At 48.8% G+C, this 22,556-nt stretch carries 17 protein-coding genes; 7 read left to right on the plus strand and 10 right to left on the minus strand.

Features of this window, described 5'->3' with window-relative positions:
* Window positions 1-85 precede the first annotated feature (85 nt).
* A complete protein-coding gene (locus tag NQU17_07880) occupies window positions 86-688 on the minus strand; it encodes a CoA pyrophosphatase (protein ID UUM10607.1) in 603 nt (200 codons plus the stop codon).
* A 150-nt stretch (window positions 689-838) separates the two neighbouring features.
* Between NQU17_07880 and NQU17_07885 the strand changes: the two genes are divergently transcribed.
* The 6 genes from NQU17_07885 to NQU17_07910 all read left to right on the plus strand — a co-directional run bounded on the left by NQU17_07885 (window position 839) and on the right by NQU17_07910 (window position 9,858).
* A complete protein-coding gene (locus tag NQU17_07885; GenBank protein ID UUM10608.1) occupies window positions 839-2,176 on the plus strand; it encodes a D-alanyl-D-alanine carboxypeptidase in 1,338 nt (445 codons plus the stop codon).
* Window positions 2,177-2,565: 389 nt separating this feature from the next.
* Entirely contained in the window at window positions 2,566-3,045 is a 480-nt protein-coding gene (locus NQU17_07890; GenBank protein UUM10609.1) for a DUF6431 domain-containing protein, read from the plus strand.
* 27 nt (window positions 3,046-3,072) lie between these two features.
* Window positions 3,073-4,461, plus strand: coding sequence for a DDE-type integrase/transposase/recombinase (locus NQU17_07895; protein ID UUM10610.1), 1,389 nt, complete (start codon window positions 3,073-3,075; stop codon window positions 4,459-4,461).
* A complete protein-coding gene (locus NQU17_07900; protein ID UUM10611.1) occupies window positions 4,454-5,254 on the plus strand; it encodes an AAA family ATPase in 801 nt (266 codons plus the stop codon). Before NQU17_07895 ends, NQU17_07900 begins: the two co-directional genes overlap by 8 nt.
* A gap of 258 nt (window positions 5,255-5,512) precedes the next feature.
* Entirely contained in the window at window positions 5,513-6,493 is a 981-nt protein-coding gene (locus NQU17_07905; protein ID UUM10612.1) for a glycosyltransferase family 2 protein, read from the plus strand.
* The gene (locus NQU17_07910) at window positions 6,490-9,858 is read left to right on the plus strand and encodes a YfhO family protein (protein UUM10613.1); all 3,369 of its coding nucleotides are present in this window, start codon (window positions 6,490-6,492) and stop codon (window positions 9,856-9,858) included. Before NQU17_07905 ends, NQU17_07910 begins: the two co-directional genes overlap by 4 nt.
* A gap of 226 nt (window positions 9,859-10,084) precedes the next feature.
* Here the strand turns inward: NQU17_07910 and NQU17_07915 are convergent, their stop codons facing one another.
* From NQU17_07915 to gcvT, 9 genes are all read right to left on the minus strand, one after another.
* Window positions 10,085-10,774, minus strand: a complete 690-nt coding sequence (locus NQU17_07915; GenBank protein UUM10614.1) for a DUF3267 domain-containing protein — start codon at window positions 10,772-10,774, stop codon at window positions 10,085-10,087.
* On the minus strand, window positions 10,771-11,430 hold the full coding sequence (gene ppaX, locus NQU17_07920; protein UUM10615.1) for a pyrophosphatase PpaX: 660 nt from the start codon (window positions 11,428-11,430) through the stop codon (window positions 10,771-10,773). Before ppaX ends, NQU17_07915 begins: the two co-directional genes overlap by 4 nt.
* A gap of 285 nt (window positions 11,431-11,715) precedes the next feature.
* Window positions 11,716-13,644, minus strand: a complete 1,929-nt coding sequence (gene thrS, locus NQU17_07925) for a threonine--tRNA ligase (GenBank protein UUM10616.1) — start codon at window positions 13,642-13,644, stop codon at window positions 11,716-11,718.
* A 362-nt stretch (window positions 13,645-14,006) separates the two neighbouring features.
* Window positions 14,007-14,453 (minus strand): GNAT family N-acetyltransferase, encoded by a 447-nt coding sequence (locus tag NQU17_07930; GenBank protein UUM13487.1) that lies wholly within the window; start codon window positions 14,451-14,453, stop codon window positions 14,007-14,009.
* A gap of 606 nt (window positions 14,454-15,059) precedes the next feature.
* Window positions 15,060-16,439 carry a dihydrolipoyl dehydrogenase gene (lpdA, locus tag NQU17_07935; protein UUM10617.1) on the minus strand — a complete coding sequence of 460 codons (1,380 nt, stop codon included), beginning with the start codon at window positions 16,437-16,439 and terminating at the stop codon, window positions 15,060-15,062.
* Window positions 16,440-17,975 carry an aminomethyl-transferring glycine dehydrogenase subunit GcvPB gene (gene gcvPB / locus NQU17_07940; protein ID UUM10618.1) on the minus strand — a complete coding sequence of 512 codons (1,536 nt, stop codon included), beginning with the start codon at window positions 17,973-17,975 and terminating at the stop codon, window positions 16,440-16,442.
* Window positions 17,976-19,316, minus strand: a complete 1,341-nt coding sequence (gcvPA, locus tag NQU17_07945) for an aminomethyl-transferring glycine dehydrogenase subunit GcvPA (GenBank protein UUM10619.1) — start codon at window positions 19,314-19,316, stop codon at window positions 17,976-17,978. It abuts the gene before it with no gap.
* Window positions 19,317-19,319: 3 nt separating this feature from the next.
* Window positions 19,320-19,706 (minus strand): glycine cleavage system protein GcvH, encoded by a 387-nt coding sequence (gene gcvH, locus NQU17_07950; protein ID UUM10620.1) that lies wholly within the window; start codon window positions 19,704-19,706, stop codon window positions 19,320-19,322.
* Between the two features lie 88 nt (window positions 19,707-19,794).
* Window positions 19,795-20,883 carry a glycine cleavage system aminomethyltransferase GcvT gene (gene gcvT, locus NQU17_07955; protein UUM10621.1) on the minus strand — a complete coding sequence of 363 codons (1,089 nt, stop codon included), beginning with the start codon at window positions 20,881-20,883 and terminating at the stop codon, window positions 19,795-19,797.
* A gap of 540 nt (window positions 20,884-21,423) precedes the next feature.
* Here gcvT and NQU17_07960 point away from each other — a divergent pair.
* A complete protein-coding gene (locus tag NQU17_07960; protein UUM10622.1) occupies window positions 21,424-22,383 on the plus strand; it encodes a hypothetical protein in 960 nt (319 codons plus the stop codon).
* Window positions 22,384-22,556: the final 173 nt, after the last annotated feature.

The raw sequence follows: 22,556 nt of genomic DNA on the forward strand, positions 1-22,556 counted from the left end.
AATTATAAATTCAGGGGCTGGTTTCGTAAAGAACCCCTATCAGGCCGCACCATTTAATGAGTACTTGCGGATCCATGGTCATCCGTCACTGCCCTTGTTTCAGGCGCTCCAGAAAGTGATGCAGAATCCGAGCCGTCGTGCCCCAGATATGGTGGTTCTCAAAGCGATAAAAATACTCGTCGATTGTGACATCCGAAAAGCGGTAATTTCTGCCGCCCTGAATCCGGTCATACGGAAAATCTTCCGCAGGGACAGGATTCACACTCAAGGTATATATCTCCGGCTCCTGATCCATCAGCCAGGCCAGCGGCACCCGAATGATCCGGTCCACTTCGTCTGGGCTGGGCACGAAATCCTGCACCGTGGTTATCCCCACAAACGGGTATAGTACTGCTCCATAGTGGGTGACGTAGAACTCCATGGGTCCAATCAACGTAATCTCAGAAGGTTTCAGCCCAACTTCTTCACAGGTTTCCCTTACCGCCGCCTGGCTGGGGGTCTCCTCGGATTCAATTCGCCCCCCGGGAAAGCTGATGTCACCTGGCTGCGTACGCAGTGTCAGAGCCCTCTTTTCCAGAATTAAATATTGTTCTTCTCCTATCGTTTGAATCAGCAAAAGGACGGCACTTTGGCGACGATTGCCAAAGGGACGGCATTCCCACTGACGGAAGATGTCCAAGTCAAGCAAAATAAAAAACTCCTGTCATTTACTGAAAAATGGTCCTGTGTTAACATAAATGTAGCACAAGCGCTCTTCCTTTATAATAATATACCATTTCCGCCATCGCTCCCATTTAATTTTTGTTAAATTATGAACTTATCGTACAAGAGGAGATTTATGAAGAAAATTAGTTCTTTTATTTTGTCGCTGTTGATTCTTTTCAGCCTCAGTGTCCCGGCTTTGGGAGCAACCACGTCGAAGAAACTGCTGCCGGTAGAGCCCCGAGTGAAGGCTAAGGCCGCCATTTCCTATGATTTGACGAATAATGAAATCATTTTAGAAAAGAATATGAATGAGAAGATGTTTCCGGCATCCATCACGAAGCTTATGACTGCACTGCTTCTGGCAGAACACTCAAATCGCGAAGATGCCCTGAAGATTGGCACAGAACCGCTGAAACAGCCTTCCTTTGCCATTAATAAGAATATGTACAAGCTCTATAAAGGCGACACGATCACGGCAGATGCCGCCATGAAAGCCATCCTCCTGCCCTCTGCCAATGATATGGCTGTTGTGGCCGCGGAACATGTTGGCACTACGATTGAAGGCTTCGTCCAGATGATGAATGAAAAGGCCAAGGAACTCGGCATGGCCAGCACTCACTTTGTCAATCCGTCTGGACTGCACGATCCGGAGCACTACACGACAGCCTATGATCTGGTAAAACTGGCGAAAGCAGCTTATGCCAACGACTGGGTTCGAGAAATCATTGCCACCCAGACTGCCAATATCCGAACCAAGAATCAGAAGATCGGTGACATCAAAAATTCAAATCAGCTCTTGGGCATCAACGGTAATGTCGGAGGAAAAACCGGCTTTACACCGGAAGCCGGCCGCTGCCTGATCGGTATTTATGTGCGGGATGGCCGGGAAGTGATTCAGGTACTACTGAATGACGGAACCACCAGCAAAAGCACCCTGGTGTTCACTGATATGGCCGCCATGGCAGATGAAGCCTATGCCATGGAAAAGGTTGCCATGGTGACCAAAGGCACACCGGTTGACAGCATTACCGCTGAATACAAGCTGTTCCGCTGGTTCGGACCCATTAAAAAAGTTCAGATCAAGGCTCAGATTCAGGACGATCTCATGCTGTACAACAACACCATCAACAATGACTCGGAAGGTCTCACTCCGTCAGTTAAGCCCCTATCCAACCTGGATGTGTTCGAACTGAACGAGGGACTCCCGGTGGCAGATATCACCCTGGTCAAAGGGGAAACGACCCTGACCACCAAAGCGCTCTCCCAGACAAATACCTTCGACTCCATTATCATGCCAAATGCAGTCCCTTATGCCGGACTGGCAGTGGGCGGCCTCCTCGCGGCGGCGCTCATTCTTTTCCTCATCATTCGAGGTCTGCGATCGAGAAAATCTACCCAGCACAAAATCCGATCAAAACGCCAGACCAAACGCAGAAAAACAGCCCGAACCAACTTCACAGATCGAATATAATACGTTTCAAAAAGACTTCCGCTGGAAGTCTTTTTTTACGGCTCAGATCTCAGATCCCGGATGTCCTATGTCTGTATATAAATATGTTGGTCTGTTGGTCTGCTGATCTGCTGGTCTGACGTTAGTTTGTAATGAGTCCCTTCAGAGAAGACCAGTTTCTCTGCTGTTTATGCCGGAACCAATCGTCCTATAGTAGCCAGCCTTGCCTGTCCGTAAATAGACGGATATAATGTCCCTAATAATATTGTGGAGGACAAAAAGAGATCCTCCCTGACTCTATGGTTCGCGCCGAGTCATCAGGGAGGATCCTTACTAAGTTATTAGCATGATCAGTATATCAAAATACGTTTTAGAATGGAATCCCGATCAGCGTGTTTTTTGTTCGGAGTATGGAGAAAAGCATATGTCCCATCTGTCATCAGTCGCTTAAGGTCATTGGCTCCCGCAGGAGATTAGTGATCAACGAGAATGGGGATGTCATGATCCTGGTGCTTCGTCGCCTGCGCTGTACCAACCCCGGTTGCGGGAAGATCCATCACGAACTTCCGGATCTCTTAACTCCCTATAAGCGGCAGACCACAACGATCCTGGAGCAGATCATCACCGGTCAACATGAAGCGGTGCCCGTTGAGAATTCGACCATTCGGCGGGTCCGAGCCTGGTTCAACTCCAGAGCCCACGCTTTAGTCGGTGCTCTGCTCAGTACATATGCTACAGTCACTCAGGACTATGGGGTCGACTTTTCCGATCTGCCTCAGTCCATACTCGAGAGGATTTTCTTCTTTGTAGGCGAGCCTGCGGGCTGGCTGAAAAAGGTTGTCCGGATTTTAGTCAACAATCACCGATGGCCACATACCCAGTTGGCATAGGTGTCCACCGAGGAGTCCTCTAAAATCATGTCATCACTCGAAATTGAATGGAGGCATGACATGAAGGACAAGGAAAAAGCACAGGAAATAGCGACGCAACGGGCGATTCTACTGGCGCCCCTTCTTTCCCATGACTTGGACAAGGGGCAGATCCGGGTGCTTAAGGAGCAGATCTGCCGCGAGGCTGGGATTTCCGAGCGGACCTTACGGCGATATCTGAATAGTTATCAGCAGAAGGGATTTTCCGGACTGATACCGCAGGCGAGGGTATCGCAGGATTCAAGAGCCATCCCGGCGCTGGTGTTGGACGAAGCCGTGCGGCTGCGCAAAGAGATCCCGTCCAGAAGTGTGGCTGAGATCATTCGAATCATGGAATGGGAAGGCCTCACCGAAGCTGGCTCGATCAAGCGAAGCAGCCTGCAGGAGAAATTGCAGGAGAAGGGCTACAGCGGGAAGCATATGGCCATCTATGCCGCTGGCGGGGTAGCTACCCGCCGATTTCAAAAACGCACCCGCAACAAACTGTGGCATTCGGATATCAAGTATGGCTGTTACCTGCCGATCGGTCCTGGAAACAAGCCGCAGCAGGTCTATCTGGTGGCGTTTTTGGACGACGCTACCCGGATGATCCTCCATGCCCAGTTCTACTCGAACCTGGAGCAGAGCATCGTTGAGGATTGCTTCCGCAAAGCCATCCTCAAGTGGGGAATTCCAGAGCAGGCATACTTCGATAACGGCCGCCAGTTTAAAAATAAGTGGATGTCCAGAGCCTGCGCAAAGCTTGGCATCCGGCTGATCTTCGCAAAGCCCTACTCTCCGGAAGGCACCGGAAAAATAGAAAAATTCAATCAGAATATCGATCGGTTTCTCGATGAGTATAAATTCGATAACTCGGAACGATCCCTCGAGGTTATGAATGAGCGGTTCTGGATCTGGTTGGAAGAATGCTACCAGAACAAACCGCATACCGCACTCAATGGAACGACCCCGCATCAGGCGTATAATCTGGATCCCAGGCCCTTGAAATATCTGCCAGCGGAGAAGGTCGCCAACGCCTTTTTGCACGCTGAGACCAGAAAAGTCGATAAGAGTGGCTGCATCAGCTTTGGCGGCGCGAAGTATGAAGTTGGGCTACCCTATGTGGCTCGCAGCGTGGAAGTGGTCTATGACCCCAGTAACACCGAGGAATTGAGCATTGAGTATCAGGATGACAAACCCTTTGTGGTGAGAAAGCTGGTCATTGGGGAGCGTGTGGCGCCCAAGCCTCAGCTGCCGGAGTTCCTGACTCCAGTCAAGCCAACCTCTTCCAGGTTACTCGATGGTGCCCAAAAGCAGAATCAGAAGCGAAAAGACAAACAGCAGTCTACGGCCATCTCTTTCAAAGACATAAGAAAAGGGGGTGGCAGTGATGTTTGAAGCGTTTTATGGCTTCAAGAAAACTCCTTTCTGTCGGGATCTGCCGACAACGGAACTATTCCCTTCCAATACGCTGGAGGAGTCCCTGAGCAGATTATCCTATGTCGCCGAACGGCAACTCTTCTGTGTACTCACCGGAGAGTGCGGCACTGGTAAGACGACCACCATTCGCCGATTCGGCGATCAACTGGATGACACCAGATACACCCTTATCTATCTGGCAGACTCGAAAATGACGCCGAGAAATTTCTACAAAGGGATGCTGGATCAGCTGGGGGCCGAATCAAGATTCTATCGAGGGGATGCCAAACGCCAGCTGCATAAAGAGATCGAGCTGATGAAAGGGCTCCACAATAAGCGTCCGGTGGTCGTTGTCGATGAGGCGCATCTGCTGGATCGAGAAATGCTTGAAGAGGTACGTTTTCTCCTCAACTTCCGGATGGATGCCGTCAGTCCCATGGCACTGGTACTGGTGGGCCAGGTCGAGCTATGGGAGAAGCTCCAGATGCAGTCCTATACGGCGATCCGGCAACGGATCGACATCCAGTGCAAAATGCAATTGATGGACCACTCACAGGTGAAGGGATACATGAAACGCCACCTGGAATATGCCGGGATCGACCATGAGCTCTTCTCAGATGAGGCTACTGAGGCAATCTATCGATATTCCGGTGGATCCGCCAGGCTAGTCAACCAAGTGTGTACCAGCACCCTGATTTTTGGTTACCAAAGTGGAAAGCGAATCATTGACGACCACATGGTCAAACTGGTCATCAATGGTGAACTGAGCTAAACAAAATGGCAAGTTGAAATTTCTCTCAACTTGCCATTCTTTCCAGCAATTCCCGGACAAGAAATACCATCAACTTCTGGACAAGGAACAATAGCAGTAACACTCTGCTGCAAGGCGAATGAAAGGCCTTACCTCTTTCGTTACCGCTTTGAAATTGAAGGGATTGCCTTTGTAAGGTAAAATAGACTGGTATAATAATAAAGAAACCTTTTCATTGCCTCACTATAAAACAGGCTTCTGCCTTCAGGAGAATCGACCATGCTGCTTTCAGTCATCACGCCAGCTTACAACGAGCAGGAATCAATCCGAAAACTTCATCAACGACTCACCTCGATTCTGTCCCGGGACAGCTTCGAAACCGGTTATGAATATGAGCTGGTTTTTGTAAATGACGGAAGCCGCGACCGGACGCTGGAGGAGATCAAGCAGGTTGCGGCATCAGATCCCCGTGTCAGATACATCAGTTTTTCCCGCAATTTCGGCAAGGAAGCTGCCATGCTGGCTGGTTTGAGTTTTTGTTCCGGTGATTTTGGCATTATCATGGACAGCGATCTGCAGCATCCGCCGGAGATGATTCCGGCAATGATGGATCAGGGCCGGGCCGGTTTCGATCAGGTCATTGCAAAAAGAACTCGCAGCGGTGATAAGAAAGGCCGGACATTTCTGTCGAAACTTTACTACCGCCTGGTGAATCACCTGATTGATGTGAAATTGGAAGATGGCGTCGGCGACTTCCGACTGCTCTCCCGTAAAGCCATCGATGCGCTGGTGTCCATGCGCGAATACACCCGTTTCTCCAAAGGTCTGTTCGCCTGGATCGGTTTCCGCTCCACCGTGATTGAATATGAGAATGTTCAGCGGGAAGCCGGAGAAACGAAATGGAGCCTCAAAGCCCTGCTGCGCTACGCAGCGGATGGAATCATGAGTTTCAACGACAAGCCGCTTCGAGTCAGCTTCTACATCGGCGCCATCACCATGTTTTTTGGACTTTTATACATCCTTTACTCCCTGGTCCGGGTTCTGGTGGTAGGAATTGAAGAACCAGGCTATTTCACGATGATTTCAGCCATCCTGATCATGGGCGGCGTACAGCTTGTCTCCGTCGGAGTGCTGGGTGAATACATTGGAAAAATTTATTATGAAGTGAAAGGGCGCCCTCATTTTCTGGTTCAGGAATCCAATATTCCTGACCTTACAGAACGCAGCGAGGCGAACCATAAAGGAAACAACGCACCATGAAAGAACAAATGCAGCAACAGTTTAACAATTTGATCCGCTCTGTCAGGGATGGTTCCATTTGGAACCATTCCCTGCTTCGTTTTATCCTGATCGGAGTTTTCAACACCTTTCATTTCTGGCTCTGGTATAATCTCTTCCTCAAACTGAGCATCGCCTACCCCGTTGCCTTCACCCTGGGTTTTGTGCTCTCCATGATCGGCTCTTTTTTTCTTAATACCTATTTCACCTTCAAAACAAAGCCAACGCTCAAGAAGTTCATCCGATTCCCGCTTACTACACTGCCAAATTACCTGATCAGTCAAGCCGGACTCTGGCTCCTGGTAGAACAGCTTCACCTGGCCAAAAACATCTCCGGCTTGCTGGCTTCACTAGCCGCCATACCGGTAACCTATCTGGTCACCCGTCTGATTCTCACCAGGGAAGAAGGAACACCTGTTTCTTCAGCCTCCAAATATGACAGCCCTTATCAGCTTCAAGCCCGGAAATTAGGCGAGAAGATGCGCTGGCTGGATACCAAGGACCTGCTCATTCTGGCTGGCCTGATCCTGTTCTCTCTCCTGCTTCATCGCTACATCTTCAAATCAGGCTTCCTGTATGGTGATGATCATACCGACTCAACGGTTCAAATGATCTTTTTCCTGCCTTACCTTATTAAAGAAGTGCTGATCAAGGGACATTTCTGGGCCTGGACCTATGGCATGGGCGGTGATATCTTCTCTGAGTTCTCCTACTATTATACGACAGCACCGATTATCTGGTCCTTGCTGCCTTTGTTTAAAACATTGCCGGAGTCCTGGTATACCCTGGAAAATTCTCTCAACCTCAAGCTTTTTATTTCCATTTATAAGCAAGTCTGGATCATGGCCCTCATGTATGGACTCCTGCGCTACGAAAAACGCAGCAGGGGCTCGTCCTTCGCGGCAGCATTGGTTTATGGCGGCGGCATTTATTACATGTGGAACGCCAATTTCTTTGATTTCATGACGGATGCTTATCTCTGGGTTCCTCTCATGGTCCTGGGCTATCGGATTTGGGAAAGGAGACGAAACTTCTGGCCGCTGGTCATATCAGCTGCCCTGGCTGCAATCAATAATTATTACTTCGCCTACCATACTTATCTGTTTTTTATTCTCTTTGTATTGATCATGGCGAAGTCTCCAAATTACGGCCGCAGCCTTCGGGAGAAAGCTGCAAACTGGTTCCGGGAAGTCGGGGGCTATGCCTGGCAGGGCATCGCAGCGCTGCTGCTGTCCATGTTCGCGTTTCTTCCGGCAGCATTCGCTTTCCTGCGGATCGACCGATTCGATACGGTGAATCCCGTTTCCTTGTTCTATTCCCAGGATTTCTATATGAACATGCCGATCAACCTGTTCTTCAACAACTCAACCCTGGGGATCCCGATGCTCATAATCCTTGCCTTATTCATAAATTATCGCAGGACTTCAGAGCTCACCGACCGAAAAATTTTCCTTCTGCTGACCTTCCTGATCCTGTATATGCTTCCGTTTACCGGTTATTTCCTCAACGGGATGAATTACCACTCGGAACGATGGTTCTATCTGCTGCTCTTTGTATTCAGTTATGTCCTGGCCGATATCCTGGATGAAATGAAAAAGCCCCACCATTTCAATCTGTTCTGGCTCGGGCTCATCTTCATTGGTTCCTCGGTTCTGATCTATCTGCGCTGGGACGTTATCAAAGGATTTGATGACAAGGACAAATATGTGGCGGTTCTTCTCTTTAATCTGGCTGCGTTCCTGCTGATTGCCCTGCGTCAGCAGATCAGGCAAATCAAATGGCGCAAGGTTAGTGACGCGGTCGTTGTTCTGCTCATTTTCGGCATTATGGTTGGAAATAACCTGGCCTATGCCGGGGATCAGAATTTGAACCTGAATTCAGCCAAAATGGAAACCGAGAAAATGAAAAGCCCCGAACTGATTGATATCATGAGTCGGGTTGTCCCGTCGGAAAATGAATTTTTCCGTACCGTTTTCCGGAATAACCGCATGGAAAATGCGACTACCTATTATGATTACTATGGTATATCGACATTTTCCTCCATGACCGATGGCAACGTGCATGACTGGATCAAGCGGATCCTGAATATCCGCCATGATATTGTCTATCTTTCCTCGTTCAACAACCTGGATGATCGGCTCTACCTGGAAGGTCTCCTGGGCGTCAAATATCTCATCACGGAAAATGGCAGCTACGAGCCAGTCCCCTATTACAAAAAAGTCTACTCCAACCAGAAATACACCCTGTACGTAAACGAGTATACCGTCGGAATGGACTTATGGTTTGAGGAAGAACTTCCGGTCACCGAAGTCTATCAGATGATCAAACCCGACATGGATATGAACCTGATGCATTTCGCGATCACGGAAGGGAAACCAATCCTGCCTCAAGGCACCCCTGTCCGCTCGGAAGAAATTCCACTGACCGATTCCGTCATGACCTTTGACAAAGTCTATTTCAACGGTCAGCGCATTGAATTTGACGAAGGCGGCGCAGTTACTTTTACCATCCCTGAACCTTATGATACCTCTCAGCTGTACCTGCATAACTATCTTCGCCCCGAAGACCAGAAAGAATTTGACCAGACCGTCAACAAAAAAACCGTTTTTAAATCCTACGAATCCAATCCTTATGTTTACTACACCAATAATTGGACTTGGGCTCTGAACGGCAATGAACCATCCATCCGTTGGACCGCTGCCAAGAAATCTTATGAAATCAAGGATTTCTATCTGCACCGGGTTGATCTGAGTGATTATGAACAACTCATCGAGCAGCGCAACAAGTACAACATGGAAAACCTGGTGGTATCGGGAAATCACATTACCGGAACCATTACCAACACAGAGAAAGGCATCCTGGTACTGAATATCCCCTACAACAAAGGCTGGACAGTAAAGGATAACGGCAAGCCTCTGCCGATTGAACGAATGAACGGGATTCTGTCCGGCATTGCACTGGAACCGGGAACCCATGAACTGATCTTCCAGTTCCGTTCCTATGGCTTTATCCCGGGCTTAATCATTACCCTGCTAACATTAATTGCCCTGGTTGGCTATGATGTCTGGCGCCGCCGGACTCATAAACTGATACTCCCGGTAAATCCGCAGGTGCTGTCTCCCATTGTCCCGCTGGAAGATTCTATTCTGGCTTCAGAATCCGGACAAGGAGTTAAAATTCAAAGAAGATCCCACCTCCGGCCTGAGCTGAAAGAACCCGAACCGTCCGTTCCTGTGACATCGCCCGATCTTTCGGGTGCCTGTCGGCCGGATGATCTGGAGTTTGATAACCGGTGCTATTCCCTTCCAGACGAGCTGAAGGAAATCAATGATCCTCCCGCTGATTAACCAGCGTAGAAATCAACAAGGAGAATTCCCAGGAATCTTTCTTCCATGGAACGAAGATTCCTGAGAAGGTTCCTCCCTGAGAAGGTTCCTCCCTTAGAAAAAAACTTCCAGGGATACAATCGGCATGGACCGATATCACTCGAAAGAGAGTCGATAAAGAAACAAAGCGAGGTTGACCCCACCCAGGGGCTTCAACCTCGCTTTGTTCATATTGACGAATTAATCATCATTTTTTTCGCTTTTTGCCGTAAATTCGTTCCATCTGTTTTTGCTTGGCTTCTGATACCACTCGTTTCCGTTGGACCGGAACAGTTGCCGCTGCTGTTTTAACCGGTGCAAAATAAGTTTGGCTCGATCCGGAATCCAAAACCAGGACATTGTAGGGTTCTCTGCCTACTCGCCAGGCTGCATAAAAGTCGGTTACAGAACCAGCCAGGTTTAGAATCAGGGCCGACAGTCCGACCCAGAACCAGTCAACCGGCAGAATCAAAGTAAGAAGCGTGATCAGGAGTGTCAGGAAAAATGCCGGGGCCAGCAAGACAATGCGGTGATCCCGCTTAGAAAAATAAGCCCTGGAGCTGGCATATGCCGTAGTCCCCTGAAATCCGAGAGAAGCCTTGGCAGCAGAAAGACGCTCCATGGCCATGGCATGGATCTTTTCATGGATCAGAAGATAGAACGCCGCGATCAGCAGAATGGCTCCCAGCTTTGCCAGGATGTAAGGAATGGACGCTGGTTCAGCGTCTGAATCAAATAGCAGCGAAAACACGGAGAAAACCTGGTTCCCAATAAAAAATAAAGCTGCCATCAGGACAAGGGCGGCAGCATTGAGCTTCCATTTCAGACTTCGGTTCTTGGACAGATCAAGCTCTCCGGTTGATTCATACCGTTCAGGCAATTGCAGAGTTGTTCTCATCGATTGGTCTCCTCCTGGTTTAACTGGTTAATAATCGGGATCAGGTCCTGCGCTGCCGCAATCATAAAATCAGGCTTCGCCTGCCGCAGGATCTCAAGATTCAGTCTGGTGTACTCGACCCCGCAGGTCCAGGTTCCGGCCGAGCGCCCAGCCAGCAGATCGTACGGGGAATCTCCCACCATGATGGCCTGTCGCGGTTCAACGCCCAATAACTTCACTCCGTGAAGCACCGGTTCGGGATTCGGTTTGTGAAGCAAGGTAGCTTCCGGTGTCACCACCACTTCAAAATGACGCTTCAGTTCCAGCGCATTCAAGCTGCGCAGCGCGGCTTCACTCCGTTTGGAGGTTACAATCGCTAATGCCAACCCCATGTCCTGTAATTCGGTCAGCATTTCCCGGACTCCCGGAAAATGACGGATCATGTCGTCATGAACCATCTGATTATACTGTCGATAGGTTTCTACCAGTTCTTCCGCCTGGTCCGGGGCATATCGACGCATCGATTGAATAAGTGGTTCACCGAAAAAGGAATAGATTTCCTGATCGCTTACTCCTTGAATCGAGTGAGTGCGAAAGGTATGCCGGAAGGATTCGAAGATCAGGCTATTCGTATCTGCGATGGTCCCATCCAGGTCAAACAGTACCGCTTTAATCATTGCTTTCTCCTGCTTAATGGTTGATTTTATCACTTTCTTATTATATCAGATAATTCTTCTCCTCCGGTGGAACTTTCGCCGCAGTTCCTCAGCCCGTGCCGAACAGGAAGAATCAGTTCAGGCCAACACCTCCTCGACCGCCAGCCTGCACCTTTCGAAATTAGTTTTGCAACACTTAAGTATCTGGCTGGCATCGGTCGAACCTTTGGGGTGAACTGCCAATGAAAACAGGCCGAATCATGATCGATCCGGCCTGCAGCAACGTGATATTAACCTATTTGGTATTTAGAGGAAGTACTGCTTGGAGTCAATCTCCTGCTGAAGTTTATTCGACAGATCTTCCAGAGACAGTTCGTACTGGAAGTTATTCCCTTGCTCATCCGTAATGAAATGACGAACCGTGAAGATATTCTCCTCGATTTCCTTATCGCCGATAACCAGCATATAAGGAACCTTTTCCATCTGCGCAGCCCGGATCTTATAGCCGACTTTTTCATTGCGGGAATCCAGGTTTACCCGGAATCCTTTCTCACGAAGCTGAGCGGCAACGCCGGCGGCAAATTCCTGATGCCGTTCTGTGACCGGGATCAGACGAACCTGCTCGGGAGCGATCCAAAGCGGGAATTTTCCAGCGAACTGCTCAATCAGAATGCCCATGAACCGTTCCATGGATCCGAGGACGGTCCGATGAACCATAACCGGACGAACCCGGTTGCTGTTGTCGTCTACATAGTACATGTCGAAGCGTTCCGGCATCTGGAAGTCCAGCTGAATGGTTCCACACTGCCAGGTCCGGCCAATGGCATCGGCCAGATGGAAGTCGATTTTCGGGCCGTAGAATGCGCCGTCGCCTTCATTGAGCTGATACTTTGCACCCAGTTCTTCCAGCGCTTCGCGCAGCTGGTCGGTAGCCAGGTTCCACTGTTCTTCCGTTCCCATGGAGTTTTCCGGACGAGTGGACAGCTCCATATGGTATTCGAAGCCAAAGGTTTTGTAGATGCGGTCACACAGCTCAATGACACCCTTAATCTCATTTTTGATCATGGCCGGAGTCATGAAGAGATGGGCATCATCCTGAGTGAACGCCCGAACCCGCATGAGTCCATGCAGTGCTCCGGAGAGCTCGTGACGATGAACCAGTCCCAGTTCTGCCCAGCGCATCGGGAAATCGCGGTAGCTGTACATCCCATTCTTGTAGATCAGAATAGATCCGGGGCAGTTCATCGGCTTAATGGCATAATCCGCCTCGTCAATCTCGGTAAAGTACATATTTTCCTTATAATGATCCCAGTGTCCGCTCTGATGCCAGAGGGCTTCATTCAGGATCATCGGAGTCTTGATCTCGCCATATCCTGCTTTAATGTGCTCCTGGCGCCAGTACTCTTCCAGTTTATTGCGGATGATCATGCCTTTTTCATGGAAGAACGGGAAACCAGGTCCTTCTTCCTGAATCGAGAAGAGGTTCATCTCTCGGCCGATCTTCCGGTGATCCCGGCGCTTGGCTTCTTCCAGCCGATGGAGATACGCTTCCAGATCCTTGGCCTTTTCAAAGGTTGTGCCATAAATCCGCTGCAGCATTTTATTCTTTTCATCACCGCGCCAGTAAGCTCCGGCAATGGACATGAGCTTGACCGCCTTGACCTTGGAGATATCCTTCAGATGAGGACCTCTGCAAAGGTCGATGAATTCACCCAGGGTATAGAAGCTGATGACAGAATCCTCCGGCAGATTCCGAATCAGGTCGACTTTATACACTTCTCCCATGGGCTCAAAGTGTGTGATCGCTTCTTCCCGCTGCATTTCAGTCCGTACCAGTTCATGGCCTTCCTTGACGATCTTCTTCATCTCATTTTCAATGGCTTCCAGATCTTCCGGAGTAAACCGATGCTCTGTATCGAAGTCATAATAGAATCCGTCGTCAATGGCAGGTCCAATGGCAAACTTAACATCCGGATAAAGCCTCTGAACGGCCAAGGCCATGATGTGGGCACTGGTGTGCCAGAATATCGCCTTTCCTTCCTTATCTTCGAAATCCACAAAGCGAACTTCGCTGTCCTCATTCACTCGTTCCTGCAACCCTCTGGTCTGCCCGTTTACCACTGCGCCCAGGGTATTTCTGGCCAGACCCTCCGAGATGCTGCGCGCTACGTCAAATAGCATTACGCCATCTTCATATTCACGAATTGATCCATCAGGTAAAGTAATCTTGATCATTGGTAACTCCTCCTCAAACTGATTTTTTGATAAAAAAAATGATCCACCCACCATAGGGCGATCATACTCGCGGTTCCACCTAAATTTGAACTCAGATGATTGTAACGCACGTTCCTGCGCCGGCATTGAATTGCCGGAGACTCCGGGACTGGTTTTCCACTCGGGCTTCATAAGATGCTCCCACCTGCCATCTCTCTCTAGGAATCTGCCATGAATGTACTCTTTCCCATCTAGGTCTTATATTATTCTACTATGTTGGAATGATTCTTGCAATAGTCGCAAAAATAATTAATTGTTAAGCCTGATATCCAAATAGTCGCGCAGGCGCAAAAATCAGATCGACTAAATCCCGAGTGACCTGACTAGGTAACAAGATACCGGTAATACGCCTTCTGCTCATCATCGGAAAGATGTTCAAACCCAAGTTTTGTCAAAATATGCCTGCTCCGCTCATTTCTGAGTACAACATCGGCATAGATGGTCCGAAGATCCAGAGCGTGTTTGGCGTAGTCCAGCAGTAAACGTTGAGCCTCCGACCCACACCCCATTCCCTTGTATGAATCATTCGCTATCAGAATACTCAGCGTCCCGCATTTTTTCGCCTTGTCAATCTGCTTCAGCTGAATTTCTCCAATACATTTCCCGGCAGCACAGATCCCAAAGTAAACTCGATCAGATCTCAACACTTTTACCTGATAATATCGGTTGATTATGTCTCTGTCGTAATGAAAGTCATCCTCAGTCATTGCCGGGTCTGGGATATATTGTTCAAAGACCTCATGACAAAGATCAAATGTATATGGTTCCAGTGAAATTTTTTCCCTTGAATGATCACAATATTACCCTCAACTTTCTTTCAATGGACAAACCCCGTTCCAAAAACACTCAGTGACGCGGATCAAATCTCGAAATCTATTGATGTCAGCCTGATTTCTCCGCAGTTTCATCTCCCTGGAAAAATGTCAGAGGTTATACATTCTGTTGGATTCAGCTGTGGCTCTTCGATACAAAACGTCTCGTGTCCTTCAAACTTACAATGATTTTTCTCTCAATAATCATTGTACTCTTCTGATGCAACACTGAGAGGAACTTTCATGGATGCTTAAGTTCTAAAATCAGCATAACCTTAATCAGGTTCTTCTGTAAAGCAGGATCCCCTGGAAAGTTACGCCTTAACGCCACTGCCTTGAACGGCACTGTTTTGAACAAGCTGGTCATACAGCCAGGCTTTGCCCCGCCATGTATAGGATAAACAAAGCCATTGAACAGCATGAACTGGGAAAAGTCATGCCATGGAACAGCACTCCTCATCATCTGATTTTCACTTCAAGAGATAGGAAAGGGACCGCGGCAATAACCGTGATCCCTTTTTTAGACTTTTTTCGAACAGGCGGATCGCTCGATCCTCAGATGCCTTATTTCTTCTTATTCAGGGCGTGGATCATCATGCCATCAATTCCCAAGACTGCCTCATAGAAAGCCTCAGGAAGCGTCGGATGAGCGTGCATGACGGCCTTGATGTCTTCCACTGTCATCCCCTTATTGATGGCCAGGATGCCTTCATGGATCATATCAGAAGCGTGCGGGCCAAAGATATGGACACCCAGAAGTTTGTTATTCATGTCCGTAATGATTTTAACCAGACCGTCCGTTTCACCGAGCGCGAGGGCTTTCCCGTTGGCAGCCATCATAAACTTATTTGTTTTATACTCGATGCCTTCTGCCTTAAGTTCTTCCTCGGAAGCTCCGATGGTGGCGATTTCAGGCAAGGTAAAAATACAGTTTGGTACCGGAACATGTTCCACCGGCTTGCCTTCCATAATGTACTCCGCGACCGCAACACCCTGGTGTTCGGCAGCGTGAGCCAGCAAGGCAATGCCATTGATGTCGCCGATGGCATAAATGCCTTGGGCGGTAGTCATCAGGTTATGGTCAACCTTGATGGAGCCCTTTACCAGTTCAACGCCGGCTTCTTCGAATCCAAGCCCCTTCGAAACCGGTTCCCGGCCCAGAGCGACCAGGACATGCTGTGCTTCCACTTCATAGTCCTTGCCATTCTTATCAAAGTAAACTTTAAAGCCCTGTTCCGTCTTTTCGATTTTTTTCGGGGTGGTCTTTTCATTCACCTCAATGCCCTGCTTTTTGTAGAGGGGCTTGACCCGCTTGACGATCTCGGTATCCACCATACGGAGGATCTGAGATCTTACAGCCTGGGTGACTTTCGTACCCAGTGTCGCATAAATTGAGGCGAACTCCATCGCCACAACCGATCCGCCAAGAACGATCATGGATTCAGGAATTTCCTTCATTGCCAGCAATTTGTCCGAATCCAGCAGTCCAGGCAGGTCTGCGCCTTCAATGGGCGGAGTCGAGGGAACGGTACCAGTGGCAATAATAATATTGTCAAACTGTTCTTCTCCTTCACTCCAGTGAACTTTCATTCCCTCACCCAGTCTGGCCTGATCCAGGATCACCCGGACACCATTTGCCTTGACCACATGTTCCACGCCGGAAACAAGAGTTTCCACGACATTGGCCTTGCGTTCGAAGATCTTGTCGCCATTGGGCTTCGGGGTTCCTTCTACTTCAATTCCGTATTCCATCGCGTGCAATGTATCATGAAAAACCTCGGCGCTGCGATGCAGCGCCTTGGTTGGGATACAGCCGCGATTCAAGCAGGTCCCGCCAATGCGGTCTTTCTCGAACAGGGTGACATCAGCCCCCAGCTGAGCAAACCGAATGGCACAGACGTATCCGCCGGGACCGGCTCCGATGATCGCGATCTTTTTACCCATTTATTTACCTTCAGTGTCCGGCGCACAGGCGACCGGCTTTGTTGCATAATCCTCTCCGAGCTCCTTCTTAAGATCCGGTGTCCATTTCAGGATCGGATTCTTAACAGCGGCAACTTCATCGATCCGGCGAACCGGGGTGTTGTGAGGAGCCGTCTTAAAGATCTGCGGGTTGGTTCTGGCTTCTTCGGCAATCAGCTTCATGGCGCCGATAAAGTGATCCATGGTTTCCCTGGATTCTGTTTCAGTCGGTTCAACCATCAGAGCCTGATCAACGATGAGCGGGAAGTAGATCGTCGGTGGATGGAATCCATAGTCGATCAGACGTTTTGCAACTTCGAGCGTTGAGACACCGGTGGACTTGTCCTTGAGTCCGGCGAATACAACTTCGTGCATGGTCGGGTTCTCATTAATGATCTTGTAGTCGTCCTTCAGGGAGAACTTGATGTAGTTGGCATTAAGAACCGCATCTTCGGATGCTTTCCTGAGGCCATCTCTGCCCATGGACAAGATGTAGACGTAAGCTCTCAGCAGCACACCAAAGTTTCCGAAGAAGCCCTTGATTTTGCCGATCGATTCAGGACGGTCATAATCCCAGCCGTACTTATCTTCCGCCTCATTGTAGGTGACCATTGGCACTGGCAGGTAGGGAGCGAGCTCCTTCTTGCAGGCAACCGGACCAGCTCCGGGGCCGCCGCCGCCGTGAGGCGTTGACATGGTCTTGTGGAGATTCATGTGGAGAACGTCGAAGCCCATATCGCCAGGACGTACTTTACCCATGATGGCATTGAGGTTGGCTCCATCATAGTAAATCAGTCCGCCGCAGTCGTGGATGATCTTAGCGATTTCCATGATGTTGGATTCAAAAACTCCCAGGGTGGAGGGGTTTGTCAGCATCAGACCGGCCACTTCATCATTGGCTACTGCTCTGAGTGCATCCAGATCCACATCGCCTTCCTTGGTGGAAGGAACTTCAACAACATCGAACCCTACCACGGATACGGAAGCCGGGTTGGTTCCGTGAGCCGCATCGGGAACAATGATCTTGGTCCGCTTGGTATCGCCGCGTCTCTTATGGTATTCCTTGATCAGCATCAGACCGGTCATTTCACCGTGAGCACCGGCAGCCGGCTGCAGGGTCACTGCATCCATTCCGACGATTTCACAAAGTGCTTTGCTCAGTTTGTACTGAACTTCCAGGGCTCCCTGTACCGTGGACTCATCCTGATAGGGATGAAGTCTGGCAAATCCGGGAAGTCCTGCCATGTCTTCGTTAATCTTAGGGTTGTACTTCATGGTGCAGGAGCCTAACGGATAGAATCCGGCGTCCACGGAGTAATTCAGCTTGGACAGAAGCGTATAGTGGCGCATTACATCCAGCTGAGTGACCTGGGGCAGGTTCAGCTCTGTTTTCCGCTGCAGATTGGCCGGAATCATATCATCCAGTGCCAGTTCTTCCACATCCAGCTTCGGAAGTGTGGTCGCGCGTCTGCCTTCCTGAGAGAGGTCAAATATTGTTTTTCCGTATTTATCAAACATCTAGATCACCTCCAAAGCTGCTACGAGCTTATCCATCTCTTCTTTGGACCGGTTCTCCGTCACACAGAAGAGAACAGCTCCCGGCAGGCCGCAGGAATCCAGACTCAGGGGGCCCAGCATGCCTTGCTTTAAGAGTTCTTCATTCATTTTACCAGCGTCAAGATCCGTTTCCATGACAAATTCCTTGAAATACGGAGCATCGAATTTCATTTTGAACTTTCCGGTGGCTTCCAGCTTTTTCGCCAGATAGTGTGCCTTCTGAGCAGACTGAATGGCAGCTTCCTTCATTCCCTCTGGTCCCATGCTGGCCAGATACACAGCGGCAGCAATGGAGTTGAGAGTCTGGTCTGAGCAAATATTGGAAGTGGCTTTTTCTCTTCTGATGTGCTGTTCTCTGGCCTGCAGAGTCAGCACATATGCGGGATTGCCATCCACGTCGATGGAACGTCCGATAATACGGCCGGGAGCTTTACGCACCAGCTTTTCTGTAATGTTCATGAAACCAAGGACCGGTCCGCCGTAATTCAGGTTCTGGCCCAGGGACTGGCCTTCTCCGACAACGATATCGGCTCCGATTTCACCTGGAGTCTTCAATAAGCCCATTGCCAGCGGGTCAATCTGCATGATGAACAGTGACTTGTTGGCGTGAACTTTTTCCACGATTTCGCTGAAATCCTCAACAATTCCATAGAAGTTTGGATAGCCTACCACCAATCCGGCGATTTCCTTATCCAGAAGATCTGACAGTTTCGCGGAATCCGTCTGTCCGTCTTCAGTCAGTGGAACGTAGGCGATTTCGACATCACGGGATCTCAGGTAGGATTCCAGCACCTGACGGGTTTCCGGGTTAACACCTTCCGAAACAAGGATCTTGTTCCGGCGCTGTGATCCCGTAGCCAGCATGGCTGCCTCTGCCGCAGCGGTCGGGCCGTCGTACATGGAAACATTGGATACATCCATGCCCGTGAGCATGCACATCATGGACTGATATTCCCAGACACCCTGAAGGGTACCCTGGGCAATTTCCGGCTGATAAGGCGTGTACGCCGTGTAGAATTCAGAACGGGAAATGATGTGTTTCACGGTTGATGGGATGTAATGATCATAAGAACCTGCTCCAAGGAAACAGGTCAGGTCGTCGATGGACTTGTTCTTATTAGCCATAGCACCGACTTTCCGTCTTACGTCGATCTCGGTCATTGCCGGGTCAAGCTTCAGGTCTTCCTGAAGCTTGACGTTTGCCGGCACTGCCTTAAAGAGCGCATCTACTGAGGATACGCCGATTCGATCGAGCATAATCTCCAGGTCTTTGTCGGTACCCGGAAGATATGGATGCTTCAAATCTTATTCCTCCTCGTCGAGCAGCTTCTGATAGTCTTCAGCGGACAGCAGTTCTTCGAGTTCTGCCTTATCGCTCATTTCTACGGCAACAAACCAGTTGCCCCATGGATCTTCATTGAATTTTTCCGGAGCGTCAACAACTTCTTCATTCACTTCAACGATCTTGCCGGATACTGGCATGTTGACATCGGTAGCAGCCTTAACGGATTCTACAACGCCGTAAGCATCGCCTTTAGCGAATTCAGCGTCAACTTCCGGAGCTTCCGCGTAAACAATGGATCCGAGGTGATGCTGTGCATAGTTGGTCAGACCAACATAAGCCTTATCTCCCTCTACTCTTACCCAGTCATGATCCTTCGTGTAATAAAGATTTTCTTTTACGTTTTCCATAATTCAAGTTCTCCTTTTATTTATGTTTTTATAAATTTGATTCTATCTCATCATCAGATGCCTTGTAAACCTAGAAAAATGTTAAGATTTATTTATCTTTTTTGAGGAATTTTCTGGAGATAACGGTGGCCGGCATTCTCTTGTTGCGGACTGCGATGTCAAAGGTGTTGCCCATTTCGGACTCTTCGATATCAACCAGTGCCATTCCAATGGCTTTTCCCAGGGACGGAGAAATGTATCCGGTAGTGACTACACCAATTTTCTTATCGCCCTTGTAAACATCGTAACCATGACGCGGGCTGCCCTTTGCCATTTCAAATCCGACAATCTTTCTCTTGAGTCCTTCAGCTTTCTGCTTTTTCAAAGCTTCCTTGCCGATGAAGTCTCCTTCCTTATCCAGCTTGACGAAGTATCCGTAGCCGGCTTCCAGAGGTGAGATCGTCTCATCGTATTCCTGACCGTACAAGGGAAGGTTGGCTTCGAAGCGCAGTGTATCTCTGGCGCCTAAACCGATGGGCTGAACCCCTGCATCAGCGATCATTTCAAAGAGCTTGGCAACTTCGTCTTTGTGGCAGTAGATTTCAAAGCCATCTTCGCCGGTGTAGCCGGTTCTGGAAACGAGGCAGTTGATTCCGCCAATATTGACATCTTTCTTGTTATGGAAGAAGGCAATCTGGGATAAATCCGTATCGGTTAATTTTTGGACATATTCCTCAGCTTTTGGTCCCTGAACAGCAACCTGTCCGGTTTCCGGAGAGACATTTTCAATGACAACGTCATAGCCATCAAGGTGTTCCTTGAACCAGACATAGTCTTTATCCGTATTGCCGGCATTGATAACCAGAAGGAAATCTTCCGGTCCAAACCGATAGACGATCAGGTCATCCACAACCCCGCCGTCAGGATAGCATAAAACGTTGTACTGGCACTGTCCGTCAACCAGCTTCGTTACGTCATTCGTAACAAGGTGGTCAACATAAGCCAGCGCATCCTTACCTTTCACGGTAACCTCTCCCATGTGGGAAACATCGAAGATGCCTGCATCTGTGCGCACTTTGTTGTGCTCAGGCACCAGGCCGATGTACTCCACGGGCATTTCCCATCCTGCGTAAGCTACGTTTTTGCCACCGTACTTTGCGTAGGACTCGTAGACTGGCGTTCTTTTTACGTCTTCCATTTTAACCTCCATTGATGAATAAATAATCGGGTTTTTACAAGCCTCATTTCAATTATATTGAAGAGTGGTCTGTTTGCCAATTTTCAATAGGTTTGACACAATTTAATATAAAATGCTTGTCACACATTATACAATCGCCTGAATTGGCTGTTCATGCCATTTACGAACGTTTTCAGGATAATATTTAAATGAATTGTTAACGGTATTTAAAATACAGTAGCCAAAATTTAATAATTGATGAACTGCCTCAGGGGGCGAAAACCCGCGATAAACAAGACTTTGTCAATCAGAAATTTAATTGTTTATTATATAACATATTAATAGACAGTGCATAAAAATGAATAAAACCCAACCTTCTCATGGTTCCATTCTCTTTTGCTTACAGAAAGACCCTGATTCGTGGTAAAATCGTACCTGTAACGATTTCATGCATTCCAACCGGCCGGTTCAGCAACTCATTCACCCTTTTTGTGCATTCCGTCCTGTTCAAAGCGCAAATCGCAAGCAATCTATAATTGATGAACGATGGAGAGAAAATCTATGAAACACCTTTATTCCTGGACTCTGATTCTCCTGCTGCTGCTTAGTCTGCCCGGATGTAATTTAAATACCGCTCCCTCAACCGCTACGGAGCAGTCGAACCCCTCCATTGCTTCCGGCAGCACCGGGACGAGGGGAACCTCTCCGAAAACCGCTCAGACAAAGACCACAACCCCTGTGGTCATAACCAGCGGCATCCTCAGTGATCCGGCACACTACAGCAAGGAAAATCCCAAAAGTCATCCCCTGGTCCCTGTTCCCAGTGATTTGACTACCCTCACTGACAATACGATTAAGGCCAATGAATCGTTTCGGCCCGTCTTTCAGAAATACCTGCAGGAGAACTATCCGGAGTACACCTTCCGGGTAGCGGACATTCTGGATTATCAGAAAGAAGGCAAAACCTTCAAACAGGCCAAAGCCTATTCAAAGGAGAGCACCGATACGGTTTTCTCACTGTATTATGACGGAATCAAAGTGTTCGACTCCTTCCATCGCGATGTTATCGAGCGCCACAGTACGATGAACCGCTGGCGCTATGAATTTCAAGCCCTTCTCGATCAACACTCCACTCAGCAGGTCCCGCTTAAGCAAATGAATCTGGATGTCTCCTACGAACAATATCCGGATAATATTCCGAAAACGAAACTGGATCAACCCTTTGAGCCCAACTCTTCGATCTTTCTCAAAAGCCTTGATCTCTATATCTTCAAAGATCAGCCCGCCAGCTTTCCGATTGGTCAGGAAGCAGCCCGTCTGTTAAATGATACCTGTGCCCTGGGGTATCAGTTTCAGGATATTTATCTTTACTTCGAACAGCCTGCAGGCGGCTTTGTCAAATACCAGATTCCCCCACGTCTGATCAACACTCTGTCACTGGCAGCGGAAATCGATAAAGCCCTGACCGCCCCCGGAAAGGACAACCTGATCCAGATCGCGCCCCCTCGAACTCACAATTAATTTCCTCTTTGATTATTCAGAAGCGATTTCAAAATATGCAAGGCTGAATCCCTCCACTCCGAATATAGTCTTGCGAAATAAGTCGCTTCAGTGAAACGAATGCTATCCTCCCCAGTACTTCTCGCGTGGCATAATCGGCCAAACGAGTTAAACCGATCAAGCCCAAGAAAGAG

Source organism: Clostridiaceae bacterium HFYG-1003, assembly GCA_024579835.1.
Lineage (GTDB): Bacteria > Bacillota > Clostridia > Clostridiales > Clostridiaceae > JG1575.